This is a genomic window from Pseudomonas sp. GD04091, from assembly GCF_029836165.1.
In the GTDB taxonomy this organism is placed as follows: Bacteria; Pseudomonadota; Gammaproteobacteria; order Pseudomonadales; family Pseudomonadaceae; genus Aquipseudomonas.
Genome location: NZ_JAOEBG010000008.1, coordinates 29,176 through 44,696 on the forward strand (window position 1 = coordinate 29,176; position 15,521 = coordinate 44,696).

Annotated in this window: 16 protein-coding genes; 12 read left to right on the forward strand and 4 right to left on the reverse strand. The window is 65.7% G+C overall.

Translation table 11 applies throughout. The annotated features are described in order from the left end of the window. The first annotated feature begins 114 nt into the window (after positions 1 to 114). Positions 115 to 774 carry a glutathione S-transferase gene (locus N7422_RS12245; RefSeq protein WP_279806781.1) on the forward strand — a complete coding sequence of 220 codons (660 nt, stop codon included), beginning with the start codon at positions 115 to 117 and terminating at the stop codon, positions 772 to 774. 134 nt (positions 775 to 908) lie between these two features. On the opposite strand, the gene argH is transcribed toward N7422_RS12245, so the two are convergent. Further along, positions 909 to 2,303 (reverse strand): argininosuccinate lyase, encoded by a 1,395-nt coding sequence (gene argH, locus N7422_RS12250; RefSeq protein ID WP_279806782.1) that lies wholly within the window; start codon positions 2,301 to 2,303, stop codon positions 909 to 911. Between the two features lie 298 nt (positions 2,304 to 2,601). On the opposite strand from argH, the gene N7422_RS12255 reads away from it, so the two are divergent. The 7 genes from N7422_RS12255 to rsd all read left to right on the forward strand — a co-directional run bounded on the left by N7422_RS12255 (position 2,602) and on the right by rsd (position 9,017). Next, positions 2,602 to 3,348 (forward strand): LytTR family DNA-binding domain-containing protein, encoded by a 747-nt coding sequence (locus N7422_RS12255; RefSeq protein WP_279806783.1) that lies wholly within the window; start codon positions 2,602 to 2,604, stop codon positions 3,346 to 3,348. Between the two features lie 161 nt (positions 3,349 to 3,509). Next, positions 3,510 to 4,451 (forward strand): hydroxymethylbilane synthase, encoded by a 942-nt coding sequence (gene hemC / locus N7422_RS12260; RefSeq protein WP_279806784.1) that lies wholly within the window; start codon positions 3,510 to 3,512, stop codon positions 4,449 to 4,451. Continuing rightward, a complete protein-coding gene (locus N7422_RS12265; RefSeq protein WP_279806785.1) occupies positions 4,448 to 5,215 on the forward strand; it encodes a uroporphyrinogen-III synthase in 768 nt (255 codons plus the stop codon). The genes hemC and N7422_RS12265 overlap by 4 nt, the downstream gene beginning before the upstream one ends. A 46-nt stretch (positions 5,216 to 5,261) precedes the next feature. Next, positions 5,262 to 6,362 carry a uroporphyrinogen-III C-methyltransferase gene (locus N7422_RS12270; protein WP_279806786.1) on the forward strand — a complete coding sequence of 367 codons (1,101 nt, stop codon included), beginning with the start codon at positions 5,262 to 5,264 and terminating at the stop codon, positions 6,360 to 6,362. Continuing rightward, entirely contained in the window at positions 6,359 to 7,597 is a 1,239-nt protein-coding gene (locus N7422_RS12275) for a heme biosynthesis HemY N-terminal domain-containing protein (protein ID WP_279806787.1), read from the forward strand. The genes N7422_RS12270 and N7422_RS12275 overlap by 4 nt, the downstream gene beginning before the upstream one ends. A 212-nt stretch (positions 7,598 to 7,809) precedes the next feature. Further along, complete coding sequence (locus tag N7422_RS12280; RefSeq protein ID WP_279806788.1) at positions 7,810 to 8,316, forward strand: disulfide bond formation protein B; 507 nt, start codon at positions 7,810 to 7,812, stop codon at positions 8,314 to 8,316. Between the two features lie 230 nt (positions 8,317 to 8,546). Beyond that, positions 8,547 to 9,017 (forward strand): sigma D regulator, encoded by a 471-nt coding sequence (gene rsd, locus N7422_RS12285; protein WP_279806789.1) that lies wholly within the window; start codon positions 8,547 to 8,549, stop codon positions 9,015 to 9,017. 1 nt (position 9,018) lies between these two features. On the opposite strand, the gene N7422_RS12290 is transcribed toward rsd, so the two are convergent. Further along, positions 9,019 to 9,684, reverse strand: a complete 666-nt coding sequence (locus tag N7422_RS12290; protein ID WP_279806790.1) for an FKBP-type peptidyl-prolyl cis-trans isomerase — start codon at positions 9,682 to 9,684, stop codon at positions 9,019 to 9,021. A gap of 224 nt (positions 9,685 to 9,908) precedes the next feature. Between N7422_RS12290 and N7422_RS12295 the strand changes: the two genes are divergently transcribed. After that, the gene (locus N7422_RS12295) at positions 9,909 to 10,937 is read left to right on the forward strand and encodes an AlgP family protein (protein ID WP_279806791.1); all 1,029 of its coding nucleotides are present in this window, start codon (positions 9,909 to 9,911) and stop codon (positions 10,935 to 10,937) included. On the opposite strand, the gene N7422_RS12300 is transcribed toward N7422_RS12295, so the two are convergent. Beyond that, the gene (locus N7422_RS12300; RefSeq protein WP_279806792.1) at positions 10,913 to 11,392 is read right to left on the reverse strand and encodes a TIGR02444 family protein; all 480 of its coding nucleotides are present in this window, start codon (positions 11,390 to 11,392) and stop codon (positions 10,913 to 10,915) included. The two genes, N7422_RS12295 and N7422_RS12300, sit on opposite strands and share 25 nt — an antisense overlap. A 50-nt stretch (positions 11,393 to 11,442) precedes the next feature. On the opposite strand from N7422_RS12300, the gene N7422_RS12305 reads away from it, so the two are divergent. The 3 genes from N7422_RS12305 (at position 11,443) to N7422_RS12315 (ending at position 14,698) form a co-directional block, all read left to right on the forward strand. Continuing rightward, positions 11,443 to 13,353, forward strand: a complete 1,911-nt coding sequence (locus tag N7422_RS12305) for an ATP-binding cassette domain-containing protein (RefSeq protein ID WP_279806793.1) — start codon at positions 11,443 to 11,445, stop codon at positions 13,351 to 13,353. Continuing rightward, the gene (locus N7422_RS12310) at positions 13,353 to 13,940 is read left to right on the forward strand and encodes a mechanosensitive ion channel family protein (protein WP_279806794.1); all 588 of its coding nucleotides are present in this window, start codon (positions 13,353 to 13,355) and stop codon (positions 13,938 to 13,940) included. Before N7422_RS12305 ends, N7422_RS12310 begins: the two co-directional genes overlap by 1 nt. Before the next feature lie 125 nt (positions 13,941 to 14,065). Then, a complete protein-coding gene (locus N7422_RS12315; protein WP_186662035.1) occupies positions 14,066 to 14,698 on the forward strand; it encodes a LysE family transporter in 633 nt (210 codons plus the stop codon). Between the two features lie 69 nt (positions 14,699 to 14,767). Here the strand turns inward: N7422_RS12315 and N7422_RS12320 are convergent, their stop codons facing one another. After that, entirely contained in the window at positions 14,768 to 15,520 is a 753-nt protein-coding gene (locus tag N7422_RS12320; RefSeq protein ID WP_279806795.1) for a slipin family protein, read from the reverse strand. Position 15,521: the final 1 nt, after the last annotated feature.

Genomic DNA, 15,521 nt, shown 5'->3' on the forward strand with positions numbered 1-15,521 from the left:
CCACGCCTGCGTTGGCAATGCCTGGCCATCAGCGCCGGCCATGGCACTGGCCAAGGGCGGGCAGGGGGGCTATAAAAGCCGGGCCAACCCCATACGGCCTTGGAGGCTGCCTCAATGCTCAAGCTTCACGGATTCGCGGTCAGCAACTACTACAACATGGTCAAGCTGGCCCTGCTGGAGAAAGGCGTGCCTTTCGAGGAGGTGCCGTTCTTTGGTGGCCAGGCACCCGAGGCCCTGGCCAAAAGCCCGCGTGGCAAGGTGCCGGCGCTGGAGACCGAGCACGGCTTCATCAGCGAGACCGGTGTGATCCTCGACTACATCGAGCAGACCCAACCTGGCACGCCGCTGTTGCCGGCTGATGCGTTCGGCCAGGCGAAAGTGCGCGAATTGCTCAGGGAGATCGAACTGTACATAGAGCTGCCGGCGCGTACCTGCTACGCCGAGGCGTTCTTCGGCGCTGCGGTGGAGCCGCTGATCAAGGAACGTGCCCGGGCCGAGTTGCTGGCGGGTTTTGCCACCCTCAAGCGCAATGGGCGCTTTGAGCCTTATGTGGCCGGTGAGCGACTGACCATCGCCGACCTGATGTTCTGCTTCTCGGTCGACCTGGCTTGTGCGGTGGGCAAGAAGGTGCTGAACATCGACTTCCTGACGGACTTCCCGCAAGCGAAGGCGCTGTTGCAGTTGATGGGTCAGAATCCGCACATGGCGCGGATCGTGGCGGACAAGGACGCGGCGATGCCGGCGTTCCTCGAAATGATCAAGAGCAAGCGCTGACTGCAATCGGGGCTGCTGCGCAGCCCTTTCGCCGGCAAGCCGGCTCCCACAGATACAACGAAGCGCTGAGGGCTGTGCGATCGGGGTGGGCGGCGGCTTGCCGGCGAAAGGGCCGCAAAGCGGCCCCTGACTGCTTAGCGCGAAGCCAGCAGGGCCTTGCCTCGGGCAACGGCCGCGCGCACCTGGGCCGGCGCGGTGCCGCCGATGTGGTTGCGGGCGTTGACCGACCCTTCCAGGGTCAGCACGGCGAACACGTCCTGTTCGATCTGGTCGCTGAACTGGCGCAGCTCTTCCAGGCTCATCTCGGCCAGGTCCTTGCCGCTGTCGACGCCGTACTTCACCGCATGGCCGACGATCTCGTGGCAATCACGGAACGGCAGGCCGCGGCGCACCAGGTAGTCGGCCAGGTCGGTGGCGGTGGAGAAGCCGCGCAGGGCCGCTTCGCGCATGATCGCGTGCTTGGGCTTGATCGCCGGAATCATGTCGGCGAAGGCGCGCAGCGAGTCGCGCAGGGTGTCGGCGGCGTCGAACAGTGGCTCCTTGTCTTCCTGGTTGTCCTTGTTGTAGGCCAGAGGCTGGCCTTTCATCAGGGTCAGCAGGCCGGTCAGGGCGCCGAACACACGGCCGCTCTTGCCGCGTACCAGCTCCGGCACGTCCGGGTTCTTCTTCTGCGGCATGATCGAGCTGCCGGTGCAGAAGCGATCGGGCAGGTCGATGAACTGGAACTGGGCGCTGGTCCACAGCACCAGCTCTTCGGAAAAGCGCGACAGGTGCATCATCGCGATGCTGGCGGCGGCGCAGAATTCGATGGCGAAGTCACGGTCCGAGACACCATCCAGCGAGTTGCCGGCCACGGCCTCGAAGCCCAGCAGCTTGCAGGTCAGCTCGCGGTCGATCGGATAGGTGGTGCCGGCCAGCGCGGCGCTGCCCAGAGGCATGCGGTTGGCGCGCTTGCGGCAGTCCACCAGGCGCTCGTAGTCACGGCTGAGCATTTCGAACCAGGCCAGCAGGTGGTGGCCGAAGGTCACCGGCTGGGCGGTCTGCAGGTGGGTGAAGCCGGGCATGATGGTCTCGGCTTCACGCTCGGCCTGCTCCAGCAGGCCCTTCTGCAGACGGGTGATCTCGCCCAGGATCAGGTCGATCTCGTCGCGCAGCCACAGGCGGATGTCGGTGGCCACCTGGTCGTTGCGGCTGCGGCCGGTGTGCAGCTTCTTGCCGGTGACGCCGATGCGGTCGGTCAGGCGGGCTTCGATGTTCATGTGCACGTCTTCCAGGTCGACGCGCCAATCGAAGTTACCGGCCTCGATTTCGCCCTGGATGGTCTTCAGGCCATCGATGATCGCGTCGCGTTCGGCCTCGGTGAGTACGCCGACCTGCGCCAGCATGGTGGCGTGGGCGATCGAACCCATGATGTCGTGGCGGTACAGGCGCTTGTCGAAATCGACCGAGGCGGTGAAACGGGCGACGAAGGCGTCGACGGGCTCACTGAAGCGGCCGCCCCAGGACTGATTGGTCTTGTCGGTGCTCATGGATTCACTCGTTGAAGGCGTGAACGGAAAAAGTGGCGCCGATCATAGCAGGGTTGCGCCCGCCGCCGCAGGGCGCTGGTCGTGAGAATCGTCCGGCAACAAAGGGGTGCGGCATATTCACCGATTGAACGGCAGTGTTCCACGGACCGTCTACAGTTGGACAAAGGGCTGGCGGTGAATCTGCCAGGCCAGTGAATCTTTGGCCTTCGCACCGGTCTGTAGCGTGACCGCGTTTCGGTCGTCCCACACTTGTCTACGCTATACCCGTGCGAGACTCACTCAGGAATCCAGCGCAATTATGAATGTCCTGATCGTTGATGATGAACCCCAGGCCCGCGAGCGCCTGAGCCGGCTGCTCGGCGAGCTGGAGGGTTACACCGTGTTGGAGCCCAGCGCCACCAACGGCGAGGAGGCCCTGGCCCTGATAGAAAGCCTGAAACCCGACGTGGTGTTGCTGGATATCGGCATGCCGGGCCTCGATGGCCTGCAGGTCGCCGCCCGGCTGTGCGAGCGCGAGTCGCCGCCGGCGGTGGTGTTCTGCACCGGCGATGACGAATACGGCAGCGAAGCGTTCAGGGACAGCACCCTGAGCCACGTCGAGAAGCCCATCCAGCCCCAGGCCCTGCGCGACGCCCTGCGCCGGGCCGAAAAGCCCAACCGTGCCCACCTGGCGGCGCTGACCCGTCCCGGCGCCGACACCGGTGGCGGCCCGCGTAGCCATATCAGCGCCCGCACCCGCAAAGGCATCGAGTTGATCCCCATTCCGCAGGTCATCTATTTCATCGCCGACCACAAGTACGTCACCCTGCGCCATGAGGCGGGCGAGGTGCTGCTCGATGAACCGCTCAAGGCCTTGGAGGACGAGTTTGGCGAGCGCTTCGTGCGCATCCACCGCAACGCACTGGTTGCTCGTGAGCGCATCGAGCGCCTGCAGCGCACGCCGCTGGGGCATTTCCAGCTCTATCTCAAAGGCCTGGAAGGCGATGCCCTGACCGTCAGCCGCCGCCATGTGGCGGGGGTGCGCAAGATGATGCAGGCCCTCTGAAGCTGTCTGCACAAAGCCTGTGAATCTGCTCGGCCCTTGTGGGAGCGGCCTCGGCAAGGCCGCTCCCACACCAGCCCGCGCATGAGCTATTGATCCGTATCTGCAAGCGATACAGGCGATGCTGTTATCATCGGCGGCATTTCTCTGCTTCGGGGCGTTTCATGTCCACTCGCGAAATCCGCATTGCCACCCGTAAAAGTGCCTTGGCCCTGTGGCAGGCCGAATACGTCAAAGCCCGCCTGGAACAGGCGCACCCCGGCATCCGGGTAAGCCTGGTGCCCATGGTCAGCCGTGGCGACAAGCTGCTCGATGCGCCGCTGGCGAAGATCGGCGGCAAGGGCCTGTTCGTCAAGGAATTGGAAACCGCCCTGCTCGAAAACGAAGCCGACATCGCCGTGCATTCGATGAAGGACGTGCCCATGGACTTCCCCGAAGGCCTGGGCCTGTACTGCATCTGCGAGCGCGAAGACCCGCGTGACGCCTTCGTTTCCAACACCTTCGCCAGCCTCGAGGCGTTGCCGGCCGGCAGCATCGTCGGCACCTCCAGCCTGCGTCGCCAGGCCCAGTTGCTGGCGCACCGGCCCGACCTGAAAATCCACTTCCTGCGCGGCAACGTCAACACCCGCCTGGCCAAGCTCGATGCCGGCGAGTACGACGCGATCATCCTCGCCGCCGCCGGCCTGATCCGCCTCGGTTTCGAAGACCGCATCACCGCCGCCATCAGCGTCGAAGACAGCCTCCCGGCCGGTGGCCAGGGCGCGGTGGGCATCGAATGCCGCAGCGCCGACAGTGAGATCCACGCCTTGCTGGCCCCCCTTCATCATGTCGATACCGCCGACCGGGTGGTGGCTGAGCGTGCCCTGAACAAACGTCTCAATGGCGGTTGCCAGGTGCCGATCGCCTGCTACGCGGTGCTCGAAGGCGACCAGTTGTGGCTGCGCGGCCTGGTCGGTCAGCCGTCCGGTGACAAGTTGTTGGTGGCTGAAGCCCGAGCCCCGCGCGCCGGTGCCGAGGCTCTGGGTGTGCAGGTCGCTGAGGATCTGCTCGGCCAGGGCGCCGAGGCGATCCTCAAGGAAGTCTACGGCGAGGCCGGCCACCCGTGAGCCCCTGGCGCCTGCTGCTGACTCGCCCTGAAGAGGACTGTGCGGCGCTGGCGCAGACGCTGGCCGATGCGGGCATCGCCAGCGCCAGTCTGCCGTTGCTGGCAATCGAGGCGATCGTGCCGGATGCGGCGCAGTTGCAGCGCCTGCGGGCGGTCGGCGAGGCCCAGGCGATCATCGTGGTGAGCAAACCTGCCGCTCGCCTGCTGCTCGAACAGCTCGCCCAGGCAGGCGTGGCACCGCCACGCGGGGGCTGGTTCACCGTGGGCGAGGCGACGGCGCGAATCCTTCAGGAGCAAGGGCTGCAGGTGAGCTTCCCGGCGGCTGGCGACGACAGCGAAGCCTTGCTCGAACTGCCCGCCTTGCGCGAGTCTCTCGCAGCACCAGCGCCCCGTGTGCTCATCGTTCGCGGCCTGGGAGGTCGCGAACTGCTGGCCGAGCGTCTTGCCGAGCAAGGTGCTAGTGTCGATTATCTGGAACTGTATCGCCGCTGCCTGCCGCATTATCCCGCCGGTACCCTGGTTCAGCGCATCGCGGGGGAACGCCTCAATGGCCTGGTGGTCAGCAGTGGGCAGGGGCTTGAACATCTGCACCGATTGGCAGGCACGGATTGGCCGCGGCTTTCCCGCTTGCCGCTGTTCGTGCCCAGCCCCCGGGTGGCCGAGCAGGCCCGTGCGCTCGGGGTGCGAAAAATTGTGGATTGCCGTGGCGCCAGCGCCGCGGCCTTGCTGGCAGCCGTGCAGCGAAGCGCTGCGCCTGCCTCTTAAGGCGCTAAGCTAGAGAGCGATGCGCCACCATGCAAAGGATGGATACGTGAGCGAAACTGTCTTGTCCAACACCGAACAGCCATCGGCGCCCGAGACGCCGGAATCCACCACCGCCAAGCCCGTCCGACGCTCCGGCAACGGTTTGGCGCTGCTGGCCCTGCTGCTGGGCGCCGCCGGGGTGGCGGTCGGCGGCTGGGGCGTCTGGCAGGTGCGTCAGCTGCAAGGCAGCGAGCAAGGCCAGGGCGAGCACCTGCAGGCCCTCAACCAGCGTGCCGACGCACTGCAGCAGCGCGAGCAGCAGCTCACCGCGCAACTGGCCAGCCTGCCGGCGGCCAGCGAGCTGGAAGACCGCCGCCGACTGGTGGCGCAGTTGCAGGGCGATCAGCAACGTCTGAGCCAGCGCCTGGAAACCGTGCTCGGCGAAAGCCGCAAGGAATGGCGCCTGGCCGAGGCCGAACACCTGCTGCGCCTGGCTACCCTGCGCCTGTCGGCCTTGCAGGATATCGCCAGCGCCAAGGCGCTGGTCGAGGGTGCCGACGAGATCCTGCGCGAGCAGAGCGACCCCGGCGCCTTCGCTGCCCGCGAACAGCTGACCCGCAGCCTGGCGACGCTCAACAGCACGCAACAGCCGGACCGCACCGGCCTGTTCCTCAAGTTGGCCGCGCAGCGCGAGCTGGTCCAGCAGCTCAGCGCCCAGTCGCCGGAGTTCGACAGCAAGGCCGACGCCATGGGTACCCTCACCGCCGACGGCGACGGTGCCAGCCGCTGGTCGCAGTGGTGGGCTGAGATGTCCAAGTATTTCCAGGTCGAGTTCAACGCCGATGACAACGTGCGTCCGCTGCTTTCCGGACAGTCGCTCAACCAGCTGCGCCTGGCCCTGAGCCTGACCATCGAGCAGGCCCAGTGGGCGGCGCTCAACGGCGAAGCCAAGGTCTATGCCCAGGCGCTGGACGATGCCCGCAGTGTGCTGCTGGCCAACTTCAACGCGGACAACCCACAGAGCAAGGCCATGCTCGACAGCCTCAACCAGCTGGCGGAGCAGCCAGTGTCGGTCGTCACCCCCGACCTGAGCGAGAGCCTGGCCGCGGTGCAGGCGTACATCCAGCGTCGTGACCTGCCGGCTGCCGCCGAGGGGGGCAAGCCATGAAGCGCGTGTACCTGCTGGCGGTCCTGGCGATCGTGATCGCCGCGGCGCTGGGCATCGCCATCGCCAAGCACAGCGGCTACGTGCTGATCGCCTATGGTGGCTTCCGTTATCAGTCGGGTCTGTGGGCGGCGCTCGGGGCGCTGGTGGCGGTCATCCTGCTGCTCCTGTTGCTGCGCTATCTGGTCGGGCTGGTGCTGACTTCCTCCGGGGTGGTCAATCCATGGTCGCGGCGCAACCGCAGCCGGCGTACCCGCATCGCCGTCGAGCAGGGCCAGCTGGACCTGGCGGAGGGCCGCTGGGCCAGTGCCCAGCGCCATCTTCAGCGGGCCGCCGAAGCTGATCGCCAGCCGCTGCTGTACTACCTGGGTGCTGCCCGCGCAGCCAACGAGCTGGGCCGCGTCGACGAACGCGACAACCTGCTCGAGCGCGCCCTGGAGCGCCAGCCACAGGCCGAGCTGGCGATTGCCCTCGCGCACGCACAGTTGCAAATGGATCGCGGTGAAAGCGACGGTGCGCTGGAGGCCCTGCAGGCGATGCAGGAGCGCCATCCGCACAATGCACAGGTGCTGCGCCTGCTGCAGCGTCTGCACCTGGAGCGGGGCGACTGGCCGTCGCTGATTCGACTGTTGCCCGACCTGCGCAAGCACAAGGTGCTGCCGCCCAACGAGCTGGCCGATCTCGAGCAACGTGCCTGGGGGCAGAACCTCGGGCTGGCGGCGAGCCGTGGCGAAGATCCGCAGGCTGCGCGCCAGGCGCTCGAGCGCGCCTGGCAACAGCTGACCGCGGCCCAGCGCCAGGAACCGCAACTGGTGTCGGCCTATGCCGAACAATTGCGTCAGAGTGGCGCCCAGGGTGAAGCCGAGCAGGTGTTGCGCGCCGCGCTCAAGCGAAACTACGAGAGCCATCTCGCGCGGTTGTACGGCCTGGTGCGCGCAGATGATCCGGCGCGACAGCTGCAGACCGCCGAGGGCTGGCTCAAGGACCACCCGCAAGACCCGAGCCTGCTGCTCACCCTGGGGCGCCTGAGCCTGCAGAACCGCCTGTGGGGCAAGGCGCGGGACTACCTGGAAAGCAGCCTGCGCATGGAGCGCAACCCGGAGGCGTGCGCAGAACTGGCGCGTCTGTTGGCCGGCTTGGGTGAGACCGAGCGTAGCAACCAGCTGTTCCAGGAGGGGCTGGGGTTGCTGGATGAGCGCCTGCTGGCCTTGCCGTTGCCCGAGGGTGTCAGGGCCTGAAACTGCTCAAGGGGCTGCCAGACAGCCCCTTTTCTCACCTCGACGCATGACTCGTAGACCTTTCCCACCGTTGCGTCAGATCTTTCCTGCCTGCGACGAAATTGATTCCCCCGCCAATCAGCGACTTGTCCGCTCTGTAGCGCCTTGATACAAAGCGCCCCTTTCCTCTACCGTTTCAAACCACTTTCCCCACTCTCGGACATCCAATACCCATGTCGCTGGCCTGCTTGCGCAGCTTTTTCCTTCCCGCTTTCCTGGCATCGCTGGCCGTGCTGGTGGCTTCGTTTCGCCTGGAGTCCGTCGTCGGCCTGGTGCCGTGCGCGCTGTGTTTCAGCCAACGCGTGATGCTGGGGCTGTACGCGTTGGTGTGCTTCGCCGCGGCCATGCATGCGCCCGCTGCCCGCGGCAAGCGCGGCTATGCCTGGTTGACCTTGCTCATGGCTGTGGGGGGCGCCTTGCTGGCGGGGCGGCATGTCTGGCTGCAGGGCGACCCAATGGCGATCGATGGCTGCCACCTGCCAGTCGGCCAACTTCTGCAGCGCCCGTTGGGCGAGATCGTGAACACGTTCCTGCTGGGCAGCCCCGACTGCGTGTCCATCAGCTGGAGCTTCCTCGACCTGACCCTGCCCGAATGGAGCCTGCTGGCGTTCCTGATGCTGGCCACGCTGCCCTTGTCCTGGCTGGTGGCGTATCGTTTCCGCAATCACGCAACGGGTTGATCCAGGGCAATTGCCCGGGGATTGCGCGACCAGCGGTGAGGTGGCAGGGGATTAAACGCTTGTATGAACTTAGTCTGCTGCGTACCTTGATGGGCAGGTCGCGTGGGAATAATCTCCCAGCACGCTTATCGAAAACACAACTGCTCGATGCCGTCTGCTGATGTCACTTTTGTGCCACGGTGTTGTGTCGCGAAGTGCAGCGGCATCTATCCAGAAGGGATGAGATCGCCATGCTCGATAGTTGCCAGAACGCCCAGGAACGCTGGGGCGGTGTTCACAAGCTGATCGATCGTTGGCTCAAGGAGCGAGAGGAGCTGGTTCGGGCTTTTCGCACCTTGCGCGATGCCCGGCCGGCGTTTGCCGACAAGGACAAGAGCCGCGAATTCTGCGCAGTGCTGGTCGACTACGTGTCTGCCTGGCATTTCGAAGTCAGCGAGCAGTTGGTCAGCGAAGCCAAGGCCTTTGGTGATACAGGGGCTCTGGAGTTGGCCGAGCAGATCAATCCACGTATCAATGACAGTACCCAGATCGCCCTGGCATTCAACGACCACTGCGAAAAAGGCGAGTGCAATGACACCGAGCGTTTCGCCGAGAAGCTTCGCAAGCTGGGCAGCCTCCTGCACGAGCGTTTCGAACTGGAAGACTGCCTGATCGAAGTGCTGCACAACGCGCACAAGGAAGAGGGCGCCGTGCAGGCCTGATTCAGTCGGCCACGGCCAGCAGCTCGATCTCGAATACCAGCGGGGTGTAGGGCGCGATCAGGTCGCCCGCACCTTCTGCACCGTAGGCTTGGGCGGACGGAATCACCAGCCGCCATTTCGACCCCGCCTTCATCTTCGGTAGCGCCACCTGCCAGCCTTCGATGACCGAATCCAGCTTGAACCATTGAGGCTGCTGATTCTGGTCGAACACCGTGCCATCCGGCAGCCTCCCTACGTAACGTACCTGCACGCTGCCACTGGCCTTGGGCTGCGCGCCGCTGCCACTGGCCAGTTCGCTGTAGAGGATGCCATCGGCCAGTTCGTGCACGGCGGCCTTGGCCCGTTCACCTGCCATGAAGCGTTTTTCGGCGGCCAGCAGCTTGTCCACTTCGGCCTGCTCGGCGGCGGCGCTGGCCTGTTCGTCATGGGCTTGCAGGATGGCCTGCATGCGTGATTTGGCGATGCGTGGAGGCTCGCCCTGATAGGCCTGGCGCAGGCCTTCGATCAAGGCCTCCAGTTGCAGGTCTGGCACCTCCGTACGCAGTCGTTCACCGAGGCTGGCGCCGATGCTGTAGGCCAGGTCGTTGTCGTTGGATGGAGCGGTCTCGGCAGAGGCCAGTGACAGTGGCGCCACCAGGCACAGGCCAAGCATCAGATATCGGGGCATGATCGCCTCCAGCGGCATTGAGGGCGAAGTATGCCAGCCTTGTTGAGGTAAGACGTGTAAATATCCGCAACACTTTAATCGGCAACTACACTTGTTTTCTGCTGCAAGACAACAACTTTGCCCAGGCATGCAACGCGGCGCTATCGAGACTGTCAACATGCCCTAGCGGCGGTAGCAGCAGAAGCATAGTATGAGCCGCACTCTCGTCAGCCAGGAGGTAAACCATGTCGGCCAAAAAGAAGCCAGTAAGTACGCCGTTGCACCTGCTCCAGCAACTTTCGGGCAGCCTGCTCGAACATTTGGAAGATGCCTGCTCCCAAGCGCTGGCGGATGCCGAGAAACTGCTGGCCAAGTTGGAAAAACAACGTGGCAAGGCGCAGGAAAAACTGCACAACGCGCGTCTGAAGTTGCAGGACGCGGCCAAGGCCGGCAAGGCCAAGGCACAAGGCAAGGCGCAAAAAGCCGCCGGTGAACTTGAACACCTGCTCGACTCCTTGAAAGATCGCCAGGCCCAGACCCGTACTTATATCCAGCAACTCAAGCGCGATGCCCAGGAAAGCCTGAAGCTGGCGCAAGGTGTCGGCAAGGTGCGCGAGGCCGCGGGCAAGGCACTGGACGCTCGCACTGTCGCTCCGAAAGCGGCTGCCAAGCCGGCAGCCGGCAAGGCACCGGCCAAGGCTTCGGCTGCCAGGCCCACCGCGAAACCGGCTACCGCCAAGACCGCCGCCGCGAAGCCCGCCGCCAAGCCTGCCGCGAAACCGGCTGCTGCCAAGGCGCCGGCCAAGACGGCTGCCGCCAGACCTGCTGCCAAGCCCGCCGCGAAACCGGCTGCCGCCAAGGCCCCGGCCAGGACCGCCGCCGCGAAGCCTGCTGCCAAGCCTGCCGCGAAACCGGCTGCTGCCAAGGCGCCGGCCAAGACGGCTGCCGCCAGACCTGCTGCCAAGCCTGCCGTGAAACCGGCTGCCGCCAAGACCCCGGCCAGGACCGCCGCTGCAAAACCTGCCGCCAAGCCTGCCGCAAAACCGGCTGCCGCCAAGGCCCCGGCCAAGCCCGCCGCCGCGAAGCCAGCTGCCAAGCCAGCTGCGAAACCGGCTGCCAAAGCCCCGGCCAAGCCAGCAGCCAAACCTGCTGCGGTCAGCAAGCCTGTCGACAGCAAGCCGGCCACATCGCCCGCCAGCACTTCGGTGCCAGCGGCAAGCAGCTCGGCCGCGCCTGCCAGCACCCCGGCTCAGACGCCGTCCTCGGCCTCCTGAAGCCGCTGTGCCGCGACGCGCAGCAGATGCAGCGCGTCGTGGTCCTGGGCCTGGTCCGGCGCGAGTCGGGCCAGCCAGTCTTCACCCTCGCTCGTCCCGCTTGCCCAGTCGCCGGCGAGGCTCTGCAGACGCTCCAGCAAGGTGCGCTCACTCTGCAGTTCCAGATCCTTCACACGTTCACGCAGCGCGTTCAGCTGCCGATCCCCTGACGCCTGTTGGCGCCACTGCTTGCGCAGCGTTCTCAGGGGTACGATCACCTCTCGCTGCCATGGCCCGGCCAGCGCCTGCAAGGCCAGGACGCGTTGCTCGTCAGCGGCCACGCCGCGCGCCTGCAGCCAGGTCGCGCAGAGCAGCAGGCAGACATCGCCGCCCCGCTCCTGAAGCGCCAGGCAGGCCGCTTCGACCCCCGGCCGGGCGTACAGGGCCAGGGCATGATTCCACAGGTCAGTGTGCATGGTTTCGCTCGCGCCAGTGATCGGGGAAGCTGGTAGACTCCGCGACCATCATGATCAGACTATCGAACCTCACTTTACAGCGTGGTCCGCAGCGCCTGCTAGAAGGCGCCGAGATGACCCTGCACGCCGGTCACAAGGCCGGCCTGATCGGTGCCAACGGCGCCGGCAAATCCAGCCTGTTCGCCTTGCTGCGCGGTGAGCTGTCGCCCGATGCCGGCGACTGCCAGCTGCCCGGCGACTGGCGCATCGCCCACATGCGCCAGGAAGTCGACACCCTCGACCGCCTCGCCGTGGACTACGTGCTCGACGGTGACGCCCGCCTGCGCAAGGTCCAGGCCGAGCTTGCCGCCGCCGAGCAGGCCCACGACGGCACCGCCCTGGCGCGCCTGCACAGCGAGCTGGACAGCGCCGATGGCTACACCGCCGATGCGCGCGCGCGCAAGCTGCTGGCGGGCCTTGGCTTCACCAACGAGCAGATGGACCGCCGGGTCGGCGACTTCTCCGGTGGCTGGCGGATGCGCCTGAACCTGGCCCAGGCACTGATGTGCCCGTCCGACCTGTTGCTGCTCGACGAACCCACCAACCACCTCGACCTCGACGCCATCCTCTGGCTGGAAGAGTGGCTCAAGGGCTACCCGGGCACGCTGCTGCTGATCTCTCACGACCGTGACTTCCTCGATGCCGTGGTCGACCATGTGCTGCATGTCGAGCAGCGCAAGCTCAATCTCTACAAGGGCGGCTACAGCGCCTTCGAGCGCACCCGTGCCGAGCGCCTGGCGCAACAGCAGCAGGCCTACGAGAAGCAGCAGGCGCAGCGCGCCCACATGGAAAAGTACATCGCCCGCTTCAAGGCGCAGGCCACCAAGGCCCGCCAGGCGCAGAGCCGGATCAAGGCCCTGGAGCGCATGGAGGAGCTGTCGGCGGCCCATGTCGATTCGCCGTTCGACTTCGTCTTCCGCGAGTCGGAGAAGATCTCCAGCCCGCTGCTCGACCTGTCCGAAGGCCGCCTGGGCTATGGCGACAAGGCCGTGCTCGAGAAGGTCAAGCTGCAGCTGGTGCCTGGCGCGCGCATCGGCCTGCTCGGCCCCAACGGCGCGGGCAAGTCGACCCTGATCAAGAACCTCGCTGGTGAGCTGCAACCGTTGTCCGGGCGGCTGATGCGCGGTGAGAACCTCGCTGTTGGCTACTTCGCGCAGCACCAGCTCGATTCGCTGGACGACAAGGCCAGCCCGTTGCTGCACCTGCAACGCATCGCCCCGGCCGAGCGCGAGCAGACCTTGCGTGACTTCCTCGGTGGCTTCGATTTCCATGGCGATCGAGTGGATGAACCGGTGGTCAATTTCTCCGGTGGCGAGAAGGCCCGCCTGGCCTTGGCGCTGATCGCTTGGGAACGGCCGAACCTGCTGCTGCTCGACGAACCGACCAACCATCTCGACCTGGAGATGCGCCTGGCCCTGACCATGGCCCTGCAGGAGTTCGCCGGTGCCGTGGTGGTGGTCTCCCACGACCGTCACCTGCTCAAGAGCACCACCAACGATTTCCTGCTGGTGGCCGACGGCAAGGTCGACACGTTCGACGGCGACCTGGACGACTACAGTCGTTGGCTGGTCGAGTTCCGCCAGCGCAACGCGCCTGCCAGCAGTACGCCTGGCAACCCGGACAAGACCGACAAGAAGGCCCAGCGCCAGGCCGCGGCGGCGCTGCGCCAGCAGTTGGCGCCGCACAAGAAGGCGGCCGACAAGCTGGAGGCCGAACTCAACCAGGTGCACAAGGAACTGGCCGAGATCGAGACCGCCCTGGGTGACAGCAGCCTGTACGAGGCGTCGCGCAAGGACGAGCTGCGTGATCTGCTGGCCCGCCAGACCAAGCTCAAGCAGCGCGAAGGCGAGCTTGAAGAGGCCTGGATGGAAGCTTTGGAAACCCTCGAAAGCATGCAGGCCGAGCTCGAGGCGTTGAGCTGATGGAGGCGTTGCGCTCGCTGCTGCCGGGACAGTGGATGGACGCGTTCTGGCTGGGGCTGCAGATCCTGCTGATCCTCATCGCCGCATTCGTGCTGCAGCGCATGATCGCCCGGTGCCTGAAGAGCCTGGGCGAGCGCTACCCGCTGCCGCATGAGCTGATGGTGCCGGTGCGCGGGGCCTTGCGCTGGCTGATCATGGGCAGCGCGTTGCTGTTCGTGCTGGAGCGCCTGGGCGTGTCGGCCACGGTGCTGTGGACGGCGCTGTCGGGCTTCGTCGCGGTCGCGGCGGTGGCGTTCTTCGCCATCTGGAGCGTGTTGTCCAACCTGCTGTGCGCAGTGCTGATCTTCACCGTCGGGCCGTTTCGCATCGGCGATGTGGTCGAGCTGGTCGACACCCTCGACAAGCCGGGCGTGAAGGGCCGGGTGATCGCCATCAACCTGCTGTACACCACGCTGATGGAAACGCCGGAGGCGGGTGGGGCGCTGGTGCAGGTGCCGAACAGCCAGTTCTTCCAGAAAGCCGTGCGCCGTTGGCGCGGGGCCGAGGCTTCGGTGGCACTGCAAGAGGCGCCTGTCGAGAGCGACTGATAGGGCGCTGCTCGGCGCAGTCGCGAGGCATGCCCGCGCTCGTTGCAAGCGCAAAAACCGCTGGTTATTTTTTCGCCAAGACCGTAGCTTAACGTTTTGCAACAAACGTTCGAGCGAGGTGTGCGATGTCGATGGAAACGTGGTTGGCCTTCTTTGCCGCGTGCTGGGTGATCAGCCTGTCGCCGGGTGCCGGGGCCATTGCCTCGATGTCCAGCGGGCTGCAGTACGGTTTCTGGCGTGGTTACTGGAATGCCCTGGGCCTGCAATTGGGTCTGATCGTACAGATCGCCATCATCGCCGCCGGTGTCGGCGCCATCCTCGCCGCGTCGGCCACCGCCTTTCAGGTCATCAAGTGGTTCGGTGTCGCCTACCTGGTCTACCTCGCCTACAAGCAATGGCGCGCGTTGCCGATGGACATGAGCGACGAGTCCGGCGTGCGGCCGATCGGCAAGCCGCTGAGCCTGGTGTTCCGTGGCTTCCTGGTCAATGTCAGCAACCCCAAGGCGCTGGTGTTCATGCTGGCGGTGCTGCCGCAGTTCATCAACCCGCATGAAGCGCTGCTGCCGCAGTACGTGGCCATCACCGTGACCATGATCAGCGTCGACATGCTGGTGATGGCGGGCTACACCGGGCTGGCCTCGCGGGTGTTGCGCCTGCTGCGCACGCCGAAGCAGCAGAAGCGCCTGAACCGCACCTTCGCCGGGTTGTTCATCGGTGCGGCGACGTTCCTCGCCACCTTGCGTCGGGCGCCGATCTGATCGATCGCGCCAGGCCGTTCGCGGGCAAGTCGCATCGGCGCACCGCCGCTCCCATGGAGCGCGGCTGCGCTACCTCTGCTTGTCCACCAGCCCCTTGAGCAAGTCCATCGGCAGCGGAAACACAATGGTCGAGCTCTTGTCCCCGGCAATCGACCCCAGCGTCTGCATGTAGCGCAGTTGCATCGCCCCGGGCTCCTTGCCCAGCATCTGCGCTGCCTGCATCAGCTTCTCCGACGCCTGCAGCTCGCCTTCGGCATGGATCACCTTGGCCCGCCGCTCGCGCTCGGCTTCGGCCTGGCGGGCGATGGCGCGGACCATCGATTCGTTGAGGTCGACATGCTTGATCTCGACATTGGCCACCTTGATACCCCAGGCATCGGTCTGCGCGTCCAGCACTTCACGGATGTCCGAGTTCAACTGCTCGCGCTCGGCCAGCAGCTCGTCCAGTTCGTGCTTGCCCAGCACGGCGCGCAGGGTGGTCTGGGCCAGCTGGCTGGTGGCCGCGAGAAAGTCCTCGACCTGGATGATCGCCTTCTGCGGGTCGAGCACGCGAAAGTACAGCACGGCGTTGACCTTGACCGAGACGTTGTCGCGGGTGATCACGTCCTGCGGCGGCACGTCGAGCACCACGGTGCGCAGATCGACGCGGACCATCTGCTGGATGCCCGGGATCAGGATGATCAACCCTGGGCCCTTGACCTGCCAGAAACGCCCCAGCTGAAACACCACCCCGCGCTCGTATTCGCGCAGGATGCGCAGCGCCGACAGCAGCAACACTGCCAGCAGCACCAGCACGGTGCCGAAACCGAATTGCACGAACATG

Excerpts from the sequence above, each read along its gene's own strand:
- N7422_RS12245 (WP_279806781.1), top strand. The coding sequence starts at position 115 with ATGCTCAAGCTTCACGGATTCGCGGTCAGCAACTACTACAACATGGTC.
- argH (WP_279806782.1), bottom strand. The coding sequence starts at position 2,303 with ATGAGCACCGACAAGACCAATCAGTCCTGGGGCGGCCGCTTCAGTGAG.
- N7422_RS12255 (WP_279806783.1), top strand. The coding sequence starts at position 2,602 with ATGAATGTCCTGATCGTTGATGATGAACCCCAGGCCCGCGAGCGCCTG.
- hemC (WP_279806784.1), top strand. The coding sequence starts at position 3,510 with ATGTCCACTCGCGAAATCCGCATTGCCACCCGTAAAAGTGCCTTGGCC.
- N7422_RS12275 (WP_279806787.1), top strand. The coding sequence starts at position 6,359 with ATGAAGCGCGTGTACCTGCTGGCGGTCCTGGCGATCGTGATCGCCGCG.
- N7422_RS12280 (WP_279806788.1), top strand. The coding sequence starts at position 7,810 with ATGTCGCTGGCCTGCTTGCGCAGCTTTTTCCTTCCCGCTTTCCTGGCA.
- rsd (WP_279806789.1), top strand. The coding sequence starts at position 8,547 with ATGCTCGATAGTTGCCAGAACGCCCAGGAACGCTGGGGCGGTGTTCAC.
- N7422_RS12290 (WP_279806790.1), bottom strand. The coding sequence starts at position 9,684 with ATGCCCCGATATCTGATGCTTGGCCTGTGCCTGGTGGCGCCACTGTCA.
- N7422_RS12295 (WP_279806791.1), top strand. The coding sequence starts at position 9,909 with ATGTCGGCCAAAAAGAAGCCAGTAAGTACGCCGTTGCACCTGCTCCAG.
- N7422_RS12300 (WP_279806792.1), bottom strand. The coding sequence starts at position 11,392 with ATGCACACTGACCTGTGGAATCATGCCCTGGCCCTGTACGCCCGGCCG.
- N7422_RS12305 (WP_279806793.1), top strand. The coding sequence starts at position 11,443 with ATGATCAGACTATCGAACCTCACTTTACAGCGTGGTCCGCAGCGCCTG.
- N7422_RS12310 (WP_279806794.1), top strand. The coding sequence starts at position 13,353 with ATGGAGGCGTTGCGCTCGCTGCTGCCGGGACAGTGGATGGACGCGTTC.
- N7422_RS12315 (WP_186662035.1), top strand. The coding sequence starts at position 14,066 with ATGTCGATGGAAACGTGGTTGGCCTTCTTTGCCGCGTGCTGGGTGATC.
- N7422_RS12320 (WP_279806795.1), bottom strand. The coding sequence starts at position 15,520 with ATGTTCGTGCAATTCGGTTTCGGCACCGTGCTGGTGCTGCTGGCAGTG.